A 16,091-nucleotide genomic window follows, 5' to 3' on the forward strand; every position below is an offset into this window, starting at 1 on the left:
TAGTCGGGCAACAACGCTTAGGCGGCTAACCTGTCGAAATGCGCATCGCCGTGCTGCTTGCAGCGTTGTTGCTGGTCGTCGGGTGTTCAACGGTCGGCAATCGTGCGGGTCAAACAACGACTTCGGCGCCGAGCACGCCCGGGAGTGTCACCGCCCCTGCGCCGTCGACCACCAAGTCGCCGGCGCCGTCTGCTGCACCGCAAGCCGGGGCGCCGATCTCTGCTGCGATCGCCTGGATCGAGGCCGCTCGTCCTGCCGACGCGGCTCACTACCACAGCGCGACGCGCGACGGCGTCACCACCGACCTCGGTCGAGACATCGCGTTCACCGCCTCCGGCGCCAACGTGCGCTGCATGACGGACGCCAAGCACACCGGCGGCACGTTGTCCTGCTTGGTCCACCTGACCAATCCCCCGCCGCGTCCGGCGGCCGTGTACGGCGGATGGCGCGGCGGCTGGGTCGATTTCGACGGCACCAGCCTGCAAGTCGGGTCTGGCCGGGCTGATCCCGGGCCGTTTACCGCCGGTGACGGAGCCGAGCTCGCGTCGGGGCAGTCACTGGAGTTCGGCGATTTCCGTTGTCGCAGCGACGAAATTGACGTGTTCTGCGTGAACTACGCGCACCGGTCAGCGGTACGGTTGGCCGCCGCTGGGATCCAGCCGTTCGGGTGTTTGCAGCCGGTGCCTCCGTTGGAAGGCATCGGGCAGAAATTCAGCTGCTCAGGATAATCGAGCACGGGAAGATCGGGATTAGTGCGTGCGTTACTCGAACTTCCCTGCGCTGGCGTCGATTTCGGCGGTGTCGTCCGCGAGTTCGAGCACCCGGATCTCCCCCGTTTTGCCGTCGACGTCGACCAGCGCTCCGGGAGGCAGCCGGCGGGTAGCGCCTGCTGCATCGACCACGCACGGGAAACCGAACTCGCGGGCCACCACGGCGGCATGCGACATCGGCCCACCGAGTTCGGTCACCACCGCAGCCGCATAGGAGAACGCGGTGGTGTAGCCGACGTCGGTGACCTCGGCGACGAGAATCTCACGGGGTTGCAGTTCGTCGATGGTCTCCGGCCGCACGATGCGCACGCGGCCGCGGACACGTCCCCCGCACACCCCAAGACCGTGCAGGCTTTCCCCGGGCGCGAGAACCGTCGCCAATGCGGTGCCGGCATGCCAGGTGCCACTGAAGAACGCGGGCGGCACGACGTCTGCCAGCCTGCGTTGTTCGGCTCGCCGCCGCGCCACTAATCCGGCGACGTCTGGCGGAAGCGCATCGAGTTCGTCGACCAGCAGGTAGAACACGTCGTCGACGGTGTCGATGACACCGGAATCGGCCAGCCGGCGCCCATATTCGCGCAGCAGGGCGCGCAGCACCCAAATGGCGCGCACCATTTTGTCGCGACGCGCTTCGCGCTCGCGCAGTTGCCGGCCCGCCACGGCCGCCACAGGACGACCCCATACCGGGATGTTCGTTGGCCGGGCCGGCGGGGCGGCCGACGCGCCCAACGATTTGGCCACCATGCCCAGCAGTAACTCAGGGTTGTCGGCGTAGCTGGTCGAGCGCATCTCGACTTCGGCTGGGCCGCGGTGCCCGATGAGCGCGAGTTCGGCGAGCACCGCGGCGTGAAAGTCCGGAGCGCGTTTGGCCAGCGCGTCGAGGTGGTCGCCGGGCTCGGCTAGCAGGCGGCCCACTTCCGGGTTGCGACGGGCCGCGGCGGCCAACCGCTGAATCGCGGCCAACGGTCGCGCGCTGACCAACTCGGGTCCTCCCGGCGGCATGGTGTTGGGGCCGCACAGACCGCGCAGGATCGAATTGAACGCGGCGCACAGCATGAACGATCCCGACGCCAGCACCCACCCGTGCACGGCATGGTCGCGCGCCAGCAAAATCAAACTGAGCAGACGGTGGTCGTCGAGTCGGCTGAGATCCTGGCCCACAAGCTGTTCCAGGCGATCGATGTCGGCGTTGTAGTCGGCGGTGTCGCGGGCGGTGCCGGCGCTGAGGCCCACCAGGTTGACACCGAATACGCCAATATTGCGGATTGTGCGCAGGTGTCGGGCCAAGCCGCTGGTCGACGGTGGGCGCTGTTCGCCGAAGATCGGCAACGCGGCCGCGCTGGGTCCGAAGAACCCGCTGTTGGCGACGATGGTTGCCGGTTTGACGAACGGCACGGTTTCGGCCATGAAGTGTGCGGAGGTGATGGCTCCGTAGAGGCGGTGGGCGAACACTGCGACGGTGCGCATTGCGATTTCACGCTGGATCAATCCGCCGGGGCGAAGCCGTTCGGCGATGCCGACACCGCCGGCGCGCAGGCCGCGCACGGTCACCGACGCCGAGGACGGGGTGAACGGTCCGGGAAGCGCCTCGGAGAGGTTGGTGGCGACAAAGGTGGGGAATCGCGGATCGATCGGCGTGTCGAATTCGCCGTTGCCGCCTTCGGGGCCCGCTAGTACCGGCAGGGCGCCGTCGGCGGCAGGGGCGTCGACCGACGGGATTTCCTGGATGCGGGCGAGCTGCCAGGGCAGCGACACCACCCGCGTGCCGAGGGTCACGCGGCCGCGCACCGCCAGCACGAAGTCCTCGACGCATTCGTCGGCGTTCCATGCCGGCGTGAACTCCCACTGGTCGTGCAGCAGCGAGGTATTCATCAGCGGAGCGTTCTGGATCAGGCTCAGCTTGTCGAGAAAGGTTGGCGTGCATCGGCTTAGCACGCCCACGTTGACGGGTACGATTGGGCGTCCGAGCGCAGCAGCAACTTCCCGGAAGGTCACCTCTCCTGCTGCGGCGAGGTTGATCGGTCCGCTTTCGATGCCGCTGTCGAGCACCGCGCGAACGAACGCGCGAAGGGCGTCGTCGGTGTGCACCACTTGCAAGCGGTCGTCGGCGGATCCGTCGACGCCGGGAAATGCTGGGACCGCCAGCAGCCGCTGCACCCAGTTGTCGACGTCGCGGCCGAGGACGGGCGCTGAGCGGATTGCCACCCATTGGGCGCCGGACTCGGCCACCATCTCCTCGACTCGGGTCTTCTGGCGCCCTTCTGTGCATGTGGGGTCAGGGCGGGCGTGCTCGCTGGCGGGTGACGTGAGGTTTGAGCCGTACACGTGCGCCGATGACGCGAAGACGATGCGCCGGCTGTCGGTTTTGGCCATGGCTGCAAGCACATTAGCGGTGCCGCCGATGTTGATTTCCTGGCTGCCGGGGTCGTCTGCGCGGCGGTTGGTCGCCCATGCGCAGTGTGCGACGATGTCCGCGCCTGCCACGGCACGCTGGACGGCGGATGAGTCGCGGATGTCACTGGGAACGAATTCCGCTGCGCTGGGCCAACTATCAGGGCGATGGCGTGCCAGGCCCACGACGTCGTGGCCGTGGCTCAGCAATCGGGCGACGAGTCCGCGGCCGAGTACGCCGCTGGCTCCGGTGACCGCGATTCTCATGGGGTGACCTTCGGTCGCATTGCCTACTCGTCGTCGTTGAGCAACGCCGCGTTGACCAGATCGTCGAGGTCCATCTCGGCGATGTCTTTCGTGCTGGTCTCTTCCGGCGCGTCCGAGGTTGCGGCGCCGTTGGTTTCGTTGGCCAGCGACAGCAACAGGTCCAGCACTCCGGCCTGCCGTAGACGTTTGACCGGAATGGAGGCCACCACGCGCTGGATTTCGGCTTCCCCGGGAGCGGGCGCCTGCGCCTCTGGCTGGGCCTCGCCAAGCAGCTCCTGGCGAAAGTAGCCGGCCAGCGCGGCCGAGTTGGGGTAGTCGAAGATCAGCGTTGGCGACAGCGCCAGCCCGGTAGCGGCTTTGAGCCGGTTGCGCATTTCGACCGCGGTCAGCGAATCGAAGCCGAGCTCTTGGAAGGCGCGGTTGGGGTCGATGGCCTCCGGGGTGGTGTTGCCCAGCACGGTGGCGATGTTGGACCGCACCAGATCCAGCAAGATGGTGTGCTGCTCGTCTTCGGGCAAGCCCTCGAGCCGTTGGAGCAGAGCAGATTTCGATTTGGCGGCGGCCAGCGAGTCGTCGACCTGGCGGCGGGCGGGCGCGTTGATGAGGTCGACGAACATCGGGGGAAGCGTGCCTCCGTCGAATTTCGCCTTCAGCGCGGTCAGGTCGATGCGGGCCGGCAACAGGAACGGCTTGTCGACGATGAGCGCGGTGTCGAGCAGTTGCAGAGCTTCCTCGGAGGACATCGCCACGATCCCGTCGCGGGCGAACCGGGCGAAGTCGACGTCGCCGAGTTCGCCGGTCATCGCGCTGGCCTGATTCCACAGGCCCCAGCCCAGCGAGATCGCCGGCAAGCCGTTGGCCCGCCGATGCACCGCCAAGGCATCCAAGAACGAGTTCGCCGCCGCATAGTTGGCCTGACCAGACGAACCCACCAACCCGGCCATCGACGAAAACATCACAAACGCCGACACATTCAAGTCACGAGTCAGCTCATGCAGATTCCACGCCGCATCCACCTTGGCCCGCAACACCACATCGACCCGATCCGTCGTCAACGAGGTGACCACCGCGTCATCGAGCACACCGGCGGCATGAATCACCCCGGTCAACGGATGCTGCACCGGGACATCGGAAATCACCTTGGCCAGCGCCTCCCGATCGGCCGCATCACAGGCCACCACCGACACCTGGGCACCAGCGTCGCGGAGTTCACTGACCAGCTCATCGGCCCCCGGAGCGTCGGCGCCGCGACGGCTGAGCAACACCAGATGTCGCACCCCATGGCGGGTCACCACATGCCGGGCCAGCGCCGAACCCGCCATCCCGGTACCACCGGTGATCAACACCGTGCCGGCCGCCCACCCATCAGGCATGGTCAGCACCACCTTGCCGATGTGCCGCGCCTGACTCAAATGCCGCAACGCCGCAGGCGCCCGACGAATGTCGAACGTCGTCACCGGCAACGGATTCAGCACCAAGGCGTCGAACATCCCGGTCAACTCGGTGAGGATCCGCTGAATGCCGTCGGCGCCGGCCTCGAACAGGTCGAAGGCGCGGTAGCGCACGCCCGGGTAGTGTTGGGCCACCACGCCGGGGTCGCGGATGTCGGTCTTGCCCATCTCCAGAAAGACTCCGCCAGGTGCGACCAGTCGCAGTGAGGCGTCGACGAACTCGCCGGCCAGCGAATCGAGCACGACATCCATGCCACGCCCACCGGTGACCGCCCGGAACTTCTCCTCGAACTCCAGACTGCGCGAGTCGGCGATATGGTCGTCGTCGAAGCCTAAGGCGCGCAACGTGTCCCACTTGCCGCGGCTGGCGGTGGCGAAGATCTCCAGCCCCCAATGCCGCGCCAACTGCACCGCGGCCATCCCCACCCCACCGGTGGCGGCATGGATCAACACCCGCTGCCCGGGCTGGACGTCAGCCAGCCGCGACAACGCGTAGTACGCGGTGGCGAACACGACGGAGACGGTGGCGGCGTCGGCGTACGACCATCCCGCAGGGACTTTCGTCAGCAGCCGCTCGTCGGTGACCGCCAGCGTGCCGGTGCCTTCCGGGAAGAGACCCATCACTCGGTCGCCAACCGCGAAACGCCCTTCGCGGGAGGCGCTTTCCACAACCACGCCGGCGGCTTCGATGCCCATGACCGCGTCGTCGTCGGGGTAGAGCCCCAGGGTGATCATCACGTCCCGGAAGTTGGCGGCGATGGCCTGCGTCGCGACCCGCACCTGGCCCGGCTGCAGCGGAGTGTCGGCGTCCGGAATCGGTTCGAGTGTCACGTTGTCGAAAGTGCCGGCGCTGGTAAGTCCCAGCCGCCACGGCCGATCGGTCGGCGGCACCAACAAACCGTCGACGGCCCGGCTGCCGTGCACCCGCGGAATTTGAACCACACCATCGCGCAGGCAGAGCTGCGGCTCACCGGCGGCCAGGATCGCTGCCACCGCGGCGTCGTCGATCGACCCGTCAACGTCGGCCAGCACCAACCGGCCCGGATGTTCGGTCTGAGCCGACCGCACCAAACCCCACACGGCAGCCCCGGCCAAATCCGTGATCGCCTCCCCCGGCAATGCGATCGCGCCGCGGGTGACCACCACCAGCATGCTGGCACCGTCGCGGGCCAGCCAGGACTGCACCACCGCCAGGGCCGCATGCGTTGCCGCATAGACCCCGGCCAACCCCTTCACTGGCTCCGACTCGAAAACATATGCAGCAGGTGCAGATTCAAGTGGTTCTGCGGTTTCGGCGGCGCCCCAGTGCGCCCAGGAGACGGGTGCCGGCGACACCGAAGGATGCGGTGACCAGTCCACCTCGAACAGGCGGTCCGGACCCGAGCCCGACAGCGCCGCTCGCAACTGTTCACCGGTGACCGGCCGGGCGACCATCGCGCCCACCGATAACACCGGCAAACCCAGCCCGTCGCTGAGCTCGATCGACACCGACGACGGCCCCATCGGCACGATCCGCGCCCGAACCGCTGACGCGCCGGCCGCATGCAAGCACACGCGCTGCCAGGAGAACGGCACCAAGACCCCGCCGTCGACGCCGTCGGCTTCACCTGCCACAAGCAGTGCATGCAACGCCGCATCCAAGATCGCCGGGTGAACCCCGAACCCTGCCGGTGACACTCCCGCGTCCGCCGGCAAAGTCACTTCGGCGAATACCTCGTCGCCGCGGCGCCACACCGCAGTCAGTCCCTGAAATGCCGGCCCGTAGCCATACCCGCGTGCCGACAAGCGCTCATAGCAATCAGCCAGATCCACCGGAGCAGCACCGGGCGGCGGCCACGCCGACAACTCGCTGCCGGGCTCCGCTGTTCCTGCGTGCAGGGTGCCTTCGGCATGCAGTACCCAGCCCGAACCGGTATCGGCACGTGAAAACACCGATACCCCACGGGAACCCGACTGGTCGGCACCGCCGACGACCACCTGGACGGCAACCGAGCCTGTCGCCGGCACCACCAACGGCGCCGCCAGCATCAGTTCCTCGACGACGCCGCAGCCGACTTGGTCGCCGGCGCGGATCACCAGCTCCACGAAACCGGCTCCGGGGAAGATCACCACACCTTCGACGGCGTGATCGGCCAACCACCCTTGCGAGGACGCCGAGAGCCGACCCGTTAAGACCACCCCGCCCGAGGTGGGCAATTCCACGACCGCACCCAACAGCGGGTGGTCGCTGGCCGAAAGCCCCAGGCCCGCAGCGTCGGCCGCTGCCCCGTCACTGGACAGCCAAAAGCGCCGCCGCTCAAAGGCATACGTCGGCAACTCGACAAACCTCCCGCCGGGCAGCATGGCGCGCCAGTCCACGCTCAGACCGGATACGAACGCCTGGGCCACCGCGTTGGTCAGGCTCGCCGGTTCCGGGCGGTCTTTGCGCAGCATCGGCAGACAGACGAGCTCGGCATCTGGGAGTGACTCCTCGATGGAGGCCGTCAAGCCACCCCCGGGTCCTACCTCGAGGAAACGGTTGGCCCCCGCCGAGTGTGCGAAGCGAACGCTGTCCGCGTAGCGGACCGCTTCCCGGATGTGCCGTGCCCAGTAGTGCGGCGACCCGAAATCCTCACCCGCCAACTCGCCGGTGAGATTCGAAATGATCGGGATGGTGGGCTGTCCGACGGCGAGTCCGGCAGCGACGGTGCGGAACTCGTCGATCATCGGTTCCATCAACGGCGAATGGAAGGCGTGCGAGACCGCGAGCCGGTGGACCCGGCGGCCCTGCTCGCGCAGGTGTTCCGCGACGGCGGTAACAGCCTCTTCGGCGCCCGAGACCACCACCGAACGTGGACCGTTGACAGCGGCGATACCCAGGCCGGCGCTCAACAGCGGCAGCACTTCGTCTTCGGTGGCCTGCACTGCCACCATCGCGCCGCCAGCGGGCAGGGCTTGCATGAACCGGCCGCGGGCGACGACCAATACCGCTGCGTTCTCCAGCGAGAGTACTCCGGCAACATGGGCGGCGGTCAGCTCCCCCACCGAGTGGCCCATCACGTAATCAGGCTTTATGCCCCAGGATTCCAACAGCCGGAACAGCGCGACTTCTACCGCGAACAACGCTGGCTGGGCGAATTCTGTTGATTTGACGAGGTTTTCGTCGTGCCCCCACATGACTTCGCGCAGCGGCCGCAACAGGTGCCGGTCCAGCTCGGCCACCACGGTGTTGAACACTTCAGCGAACACGGGGTAGGCCGCGTGCAGTCCCATGCCCATGCCGAGCCATTGGGAGCCTTGTCCGGGGAACACGAACACGGTCTTGCCCGCCGGTCGCACGCTGCCCTGCACCAGGGCGCCGGCCTGGTTGCCCTCGGCCAGCTCCCCCAGGCCGGCGACCAACTGCTCACCGTCGGTACCCAGCACCACCGCCCGATGTTCAAACATCGAACGACCCGCCAACGACCATCCGACGTCGGCCGGATCCACCTCGGGATGTGCGGCGAGGTGCTGGCTCAGCCGGGCCGCCTGCTTCGATAGCCCCGACGCGGTTTTGGCCGACACCACCCATGGCACGAGTGCTGGCTTAGGCCGGTCCTCGACCGGCACCTCAACCGGCGGAGCGGCCTCGATGATCACATGCGCATTGGTGCCGCTGATCCCGAAGGACGACACCCCTGCCCGGCGCGGCTTGCCCTCGGCCGGCCAGGGCCGCGGCTCAGTCAACAACGCCACCGACCCCGCCGACCAATCCACATGTGGGGTGGGCACATCGACATGCAGTGTGGCCGGTAGGAGTTGATGGCGCATCGCCTGCACCATCTTGATCACACCCGCCACCCCCGCGGCGGCCTGAGTGTGACCCATATTCGACTTGATCGAGCCCAACCACAAAGGTTTTCCGGGCTCCGCCCTATCTTGCCCGTAGGTCGCCAAAAGGGCTTGCGCTTCAATGGGATCGCCCAACGTGGTGCCGGTGCCGTGGCCTTCGACCACATCGACGTCGGCCGGACTCAACCCGGCATTCGCCAATGCCGCACGCACCACCCGCTGCTGCGACGGACCATTGGGCGCGGTCAACCCGTTCGAGGCGCCGTCCTGGTTCACCGCGCTGCCGCGCACCACCGCCAACACCCGATGACCCAAGCGCTGCGCATCCGAGAGCCGCTCGACCACCAACATGCCGCCACCCTCGGAGAATCCGGTGCCGTCGGCGGCCCCGGCGAAGGCCTTGCAGCGGCCGTCGGGCGAGAGTCCGCGCCAGCGGCTGAACTCAACGAAGATGTCAGGTGTGGCGTTGATGGTTACCCCGCCGGCCAGCGCCAGGTCGCATTCGCCCGAACGCAGCGACTGCACCGCCATATGCAGCGTCACTAGCGACGATGAGCACGCGGTGTCCACCGACATTGCAGGGCCTTCTAATCCCAGCACGTAGGCCACCCGGCCTGAGGCAACGCTGGAAAGTTGGCCGGTCAATCGGAACCCTTCGACCGGCTCCGCGGCGAACATGCCGTAGCCCTGAGTCATTACGCCGGCGAAAACACCGGTGGCGCTGCCTCGCAATGAGGTGGGGTCAATTCCGGCCCGCTCCAATGCTTCCCACGACAGTTCGAGGAACATGCGTTGTTGTGGGTCCATGGCCAGCGCTTCGGACGGCGCCACCCCGAAGAATGCCGGGTCGAAATCGGCGACGCCGTCGACGAAGCCGCCGGTTCGGGTGTAGCACGCGCCGGGCACATCGGGGTCGGGGTTGAACAGGCCAGCCAGGTCCCAGCCGCGGTCGGCGGGAAATTCGGTGAGCACGTCGCGGCCCTCGGCCACCATCTGCCACAAGTCGTCCGGGGAATCGACTCCCCCGGGGAAACGGCACGCCATGCCGATGATGGCAATGGGATCGTCGCCGGTGGCACGCGCCGCTGGCACGTGTTTGATTTCCTGTGGCACGCCTGCGAGTTCGGTGCGGATGTAGGTGGCCAGTCCGCTGGGTGTCGGGTAGTCGAAGATCAGAGTCGGCGACAGCGCCAGCCCGGTAGCGGCTTTGAGCCGGTTGCGCAGTTCCACGGCGGTCAGCGAGTCGAAGCCGAGGTCTTGGAACGCCTTGTCGGGGTCAACCGCTTCCGGAGTGGTGTTGCCCAGCACGGTGGCGATGTGAGAGCGCAGCAGATCGAGCAGGATGGTGTGCTGCTGGTCTTCCGGCAGGCCGTGGAGCCGGTGCGCCAGAGCCGATTTCGACTTTGCAGCCACGAGCGAGTCGTCGACTTGGCGGCGACCCGGCGCGCTGACCAGTTCGGTGAACATCGGTGGTACGGCATCACCGCTGGCGCGTAGTGCGGTCAGGTCGATGCGGGCCGGCAACAGGAACGGCTCGTCGACAATGAGCGCGCTATCGAACAGCCGCAACGCCTCGTCGGACAAGAGGGCCAAGACACCGCTTCGGCCCAGCCGCGCCCGATCGGCATCATCGAGTGTGCCGGTCATTTCGCTGGCCTGTTCCCACAGGCCCCAGCCCAGCGAGATCGCCGGCAAGCCGTTGGCCCGCCGATGCACCGCCAAGGCATCCAAGAACGAGTTCGCCGCCGCATAGTTGGCCTGACCAGACGAACCCACCAACCCGGCCATCGACGAAAACATCACAAACGCCGACACATTCAAGTCACGAGTCAGCTCATGCAGATTCCACGCCGCATCCACCTTGGCCCGCAACACCACATCGACCCGATCCGTCGTCAACGAGGTGACCACCGCGTCATCGAGCACACCGGCGGCATGAATCACCCCGGTCAACGGATGCTGCACCGGGACATCGGAAATCACCTTGGCCAGCGCCTCCCGATCGGCCGCATCACAGGCCACCACCGACACCTGGGCACCAGCGTCGCGGAGTTCACTGACCAGCTCATCGGCCCCCGGAGCGTCGGCGCCGCGACGGCTGAGCAACACCAGATGTCGCACCCCATGGCGGGTCACCACATGCCGGGCCAGCGCCGAACCCGCCATCCCGGTACCACCGGTGATCAACACCGTGCCGGCCGCCCACCCATCAGGCATGGTCAGCACCACCTTGCCGATGTGCCGCGCCTGACTCAAATGCCGCAACGCCGCAGGCGCCCGACGAATGTCGAAGGTGGTGACGGGCAGCGGCCGTAATATGCCGTCGTCGAACAGCTTTGCCAGTTCCAGCATGTACTGGTGCATGCGGTTACGGCCAGGCTCGAACAGGTCGAAGGCGCGGTAGCGCACGCCCGGGTAGTGTTCGGCGACCACGCCGGGGTCGCGGATGTCGGTCTTGCCCATCTCCAAAAAGACTCCGCCAGGTGCGACCAGTCGCAGTGAGGCGTCGACGAACTCGCCGGCCAGCGAATCGAGCACGACATCCATGCCACGCCCACCGGTGACCGCCCGGAACTTCTCCTCGAACTCCAGACTGCGCGAGTCGCTGATGTGGTCGTCGTCGAAGCCCATAGCGCGCAAGGTCTTCCACTTGCCGCGGCTGGCGGTGGCGAAGATCTCCAATCCGAGATAGCGCGCCAACTGCACCGCGGCCATCCCCACGCCACCGGTGGCCGCATGGATCAACACCCGCTGCCCGGGCTGCACATTGGCGAGGTGAAGGAACGCGTAGTAGGCGGTGGTGAAAACGGCTGATATGCCGGCGGCTTCGGCGTAGGACCAGTCGGCCGGCATGGGTAGCAGCAGCCGAGTGTCGCCGCCGACCACCGTGCCGCTGCCGTCAGGGAAGAACCCCATCACTCGATCGCCCACTGCGAATTCGGTTACCCCAGGGCCGACTTCGACGACCACACCGGCGGCTTCACCGCCCAGCAGCGCGTCATGGGTGAACATGCCCAGGGTGATCATCACGTCGCGGAAGTTGGTGCCGATCGCCCGGATAGCGACCCGCACCTGGCCGGGCTCTAGCGGAGCGTCGGCGTTGGGAACCGGCTCCAGAGTGAGGTTTTCGAACGTGCCGGCGCTGGTGAGACCCAGCCGCCACGGCCGATCCGCCGGCGGCACCAAGACGCCGTCGACGGCTGCACTGGCGTGCACCCGCGGAATGTAGGCGTGTTCCGCACGCAGGCAGACTTGCGGTTCGCCGGCCCCAAGGATCGCTGCCATCGCGGCGTCGTCGAGAGGAGCGTCGACGTCGGCGAGCACCAACCGGCCCGGGTGCTCGGTTTGCGCCGAGCGCACCAATCCCCACACCGCGGCCCCGGCCAAATCGCTGACGTCTTCGCCCGCCACCGACACCGCGCCGCGGGTGACAACGACCAGCGTCCCGGAGTCGCGCTCGCTCAGCCACGCCTGCACCGCGGCCAGCGCCTGGTGGGTGCGCTCGTAGACGCCTGCCGGCGCATCGGCGGGCAGCGACTCGAATACCTCGTGCGGCGGCGTCGCTTCGGCGCCAGCCGCAGAGGCCGGTGACCACACCACGTCGAAGAGTCGGTCCGCGCCTGACCCGGAAGCGGCCGCCATCAACTGCTCACCGGTGACCGGGCGGGCCACCATCGTCGCGACCGACAACACCGGCAAACCCAGACCGTCGGCCAGTTCGATCGACACTGCTGACGGACCGGCGGGCGCGAGTCGGGCCCGCACCGCCGCGGCTCCGGCCGCATGCAGTGTCACGCCTTGCCACGAAAACGGCAGGGCTACTTCGTCGCCATGGTCTGCAACCACGAGCGCATGCAGCGCCGCATCCAGCAACGCCGGGTGAACACCGAATCCGCTGACACCGCCGGCGGCTTCCGGAAGTGTCACTTCGGCGAACACCTCGTCGCCCCGGCGCCACATTGCGGTCAGGCCGCGAAACGCGGGACCGTATCCGTAACCGCGTGCCGCCACCCGCTCGTACCCGTCGGTGATGTCGACCGCGGTGGCCCCTGGCGGGGGCCAGGCCGCCAGATCGGCTGCTGGCTCAACGGAACCCGACCGCAACGCCCCCTCGGCGTGGCAGACCCACGCGGCGTCGGCGTCGGGCCGGGAATACACCGACACAGTCCGCTGGCCCGATTCATCGACCGCGCCGACCACGACTTGAACGCTCACCGATCCCGAAGCCGGCACCATCAGCGGCGTCCGCAGCGTCAACTCGTCGACAACCGAACAGCCCACTTCATCGCCGGCGCGGATCGCCAACTCCACAAACCCGGTGCCGGGGAACAACACGACGCCCGACAGGGCATGGTCGAGCAGCCACGACTGGGACGACGGCGAGAGCCGACCGGTCAACACCACACCGCCAGAGTCCGGCAACTCCACCACCGCGCCCAACAACGGGTGCTCGCTGGCGGCCAGTCCCAGTCCGGCGGCATCGGCACCGACACCGGAAAGCCAGAACCGCCGCCGCTCAAAGGCATACGTCGGCAACTCGACGAAACCGGCCCCGGGCAGCAGCGTCCGCCAGTCCACTGCGACACCGGACACGAACGCCTGGGCGGCCGACGTGAGGAACCGCTGCAGGCCGCCGTCTTCGCGACCCAAGGTGGGCACGACGATCGGCTCGCCATTGCCGCCGACGCAGTGGTTGAAGGTGTCTTCGATGCCGGCGATCAACGCGGGATGGGGGCTCGATTCGATGAACGTCCGGTAGCCGCGCTCGCAGGCGCTGCGGATCGCCTGATCGAATTCGACCGTCTGGCGGATGTTGCGATACCAGTAGTCGGCGTCGAGGCCGGCGGTGTCGATGAGGCCGCCGGTGACCGTAGAAAAGAACGCGGCGCGCGAGGAACGGGGCTCGATGCCGGAGAGCGCAGCGGCGAGCTGGTCGCGAATCGCCTCCACGTCAACGGAATGCGACGCGTAGTCCACGTCGATGCGACGTGCTCGGATGTCGTTATCGGTGCACTGCTGCATCAGCTGCTCGAGTGCCGCGACTTCGCCGGACACCACGACCGCCGAGCGCCCGTTGACAGCGGCGATGCTGATCCGATCGGCGAACGCAGACAACAGCTCTCGCGCCCGCTCCACATCGCATGCCAGCGACACCATCCCGCCATGGCCAGCCAGTTCCCTGAGCAGCTTGCTGCGCAGCGTGACCACACGAGCCGCGTCACGCAGCGACAGCGCGCCGGCGACGTAGGCGGCCGCGATCTCTCCTTGGGAGTGGCCGATCACCGCGTCGGGGCGCACGCCGATCGAGCGCCACAGTTCGGCCAGCGACACCATCACCGCGAACAGTGCCGGCTGCACGACGTCCACGCGGTCCAGGCCCGGGGCCCGGGGAGCACCGCGCAGCACGTCGATCAGCGACCAGTCGACGAATTCCGAGAAGGCCTGCGCGCATTCGTTGATCGTCTGTGCGAAAACCGGTGCGGTGTCGAGCAATTCGACGCCCATGCCGAGCCATTGGGAGCCTTGGCCCGGGAAGACGAACACCGCCTTGCCCGCTGGCCGCACGCCGCCCTGCACCACTGCAGTACCCGGGTTGTCTTCGGCCAGTTCCGCCAGCCCGGCACGCAACTGCTCACCGTCGGCACCGAGCACCACCGCCCGATGCTCGAAGGCCGAACGGCCCGCCAACGACCACCCGACATCGGCCGGGTCCAATTCCGGATGTGCGGCGAGGTGCTGCGATAGCCGGGCCGCCTGCTTGGCCAGCCCCGAGGCGGTCTTCGCCGACACCACCCACGGCACCACCGCCGGCTTCGGTGCGTTCTGGCGCGGCTCAGCAGCAGGAGCGGCCTCGATGATCACGTGCGCATTGGTGCCGCTGATCCCGAACGACGACACCCCTGCCCGGCGCATCCTGTCCTCAGCGGGCCAGGGCCGCGGTTCAGTCAGCAACGCCACCGACCCCGCCGACCAATCTACATGTGGGCTGGGCACATCGACATGCAACGTCGCCGGCAACAGCTCGTGGCGCATCGCCTGCACCATCTTGATCACACCCGCCACGCCCGCGGCGGCCTGAGTGTGACCCATGTTCGACTTGATCGAGCCCAACCAGAGTGGCTCCGAACGGTTTTGCCCGTACGTCGCCAAAAGGGCTTGCGCCTCAATCGGATCGCCCAACGTGGTGCCGGTACCGTGGCCCTCCACCACATCAACGTCAGCCGGACTCAACCCGGCATTGGCCAACGCGGCACGCACCACCCGCTGCTGCGACGGACCATTGGGGGCAGTCAAACCGTTCGACGCACCATCTTGATTGACTGCGCTGCCGCGCACCACCGCCAACACCGGATGACCCAACCGGCGGGCATCAGAAAGCCGCTCCACCACCAACATCGCGCCACCCTCGGACCAGCCGACACCGTCGGCTGCGCCCGCATAGGGCTTACAGCGGCCATCCGGTGCCAGCCCGCGGTGCCGGCTGAACTCCACGAAGACCGTCGGAGTGGCATTCACCGTCGCGCCACCGGCCAGCGCCAGATCGCATTCGCCGGATCGCAGTGACTGCACCGCCATATGCAGCGCGACCAACGACGACGAGCACGCGGTGTCGACCGAAACCGCGGGGCCTTCCAGCCCGAGCACGTAGGCCACCCGGCCGGTGGCCACGCTCGAGGTCATGCCGGTCAGCCGGTAGCCCTCGATCTCTTCGGCGAGCATGCCGTAGCCCTGCACGATGATGCCGGCGAACACACCGGTGGCGCTGCCCCGCAACGAGGTCGGGTCAATTCCCGCCCGCTCCAACGCTTCCCACGACAGCTCCAGCAGCATCCGATGCTGTGGGTCCGTGGCCAACGCCTCGGCCGGCGAAACCCCGAAGAACCCCGCATCGAAACCCGCGACGTCGTCGACGAAACCGCCATAGCGGGTGTAGGACTTGTGCGGCGCATCGGGATCGGGATCGAACAAGCTGTCCAGGTCCCAGCCGCGGTCAGTGGGAAACTCCGACATGACGTCGCGGCCTTCGGCCACCATGTCCCACAGGGCCTCGGGTGCATCGACGCCGCCGGGAAAGCGGCACGACATGCCGACGATCGCGATCGGTTCGCTCGACCGTTCCAGCAACGCGCGGTTCTTGCTCTTCAGGCGCTCGACCTGCACCAGCGCTTTGCGCAGCGCCTCGGTCGCATGCTGGAGCTGATCAGCCATGTCGCTATTCCTCGCTTGGTTGTCCGGTGAAAGCGGGCTCACCGCGCAACGGGAGTCTGTGCCCGCAACGGTGTCGGCCTGGGCCGCGACCGCACACCGTCATTGGTGAGCAGCAAGGCCAACCTCGGCACGGTTTGTCAACACTCCCGATATCCCCCGGCTTTATACACGTCGCGGTGCCGCCGCACCGCGT

General features: G+C 67.5%; 3 protein-coding genes. 1 reads left to right on the forward strand and 2 read right to left on the reverse strand.

The window, feature by feature from the left end:
- The first annotated feature begins 38 nt into the window (after positions 1–38).
- Complete coding sequence (locus tag G6N15_RS21260) at positions 39–728, forward strand: RAD23 family protein (RefSeq protein WP_083087372.1); 690 nt, start codon at positions 39–41, stop codon at positions 726–728.
- A gap of 33 nt (positions 729–761) precedes the next feature.
- Here G6N15_RS21260 and G6N15_RS21265 read toward each other — a convergent pair whose 3' ends face one another.
- Together G6N15_RS21265 and G6N15_RS21270 are read right to left on the reverse strand one after the other, a co-directional pair.
- Positions 762–3,428 carry an NAD-dependent epimerase/dehydratase family protein gene (locus tag G6N15_RS21265; protein WP_083087373.1) on the reverse strand — a complete coding sequence of 889 codons (2,667 nt, stop codon included), beginning with the start codon at positions 3,426–3,428 and terminating at the stop codon, positions 762–764.
- A gap of 23 nt (positions 3,429–3,451) precedes the next feature.
- Positions 3,452–15,898 carry a type I polyketide synthase gene (locus G6N15_RS21270; protein ID WP_163748192.1) on the reverse strand — a complete coding sequence of 4,149 codons (12,447 nt, stop codon included), beginning with the start codon at positions 15,896–15,898 and terminating at the stop codon, positions 3,452–3,454.
- Between the last annotated feature and the right edge of the window lie 193 nt (positions 15,899–16,091).

Origin of the sequence: Mycobacterium noviomagense (genome assembly GCF_010731635.1) — a bacterium.
Taxonomy (GTDB): domain Bacteria; phylum Actinomycetota; class Actinomycetes; order Mycobacteriales; family Mycobacteriaceae; genus Mycobacterium; species Mycobacterium noviomagense.

Excerpts from the sequence above, each read along its gene's own strand:
- G6N15_RS21260 (WP_083087372.1), top strand. The coding sequence starts at position 39 with ATGCGCATCGCCGTGCTGCTTGCAGCGTTGTTGCTGGTCGTCGGGTGT.
- G6N15_RS21265 (WP_083087373.1), bottom strand. The coding sequence starts at position 3,428 with ATGAGAATCGCGGTCACCGGAGCCAGCGGCGTACTCGGCCGCGGACTC.
- G6N15_RS21270 (WP_163748192.1), bottom strand. The coding sequence starts at position 15,898 with ATGGCTGATCAGCTCCAGCATGCGACCGAGGCGCTGCGCAAAGCGCTG.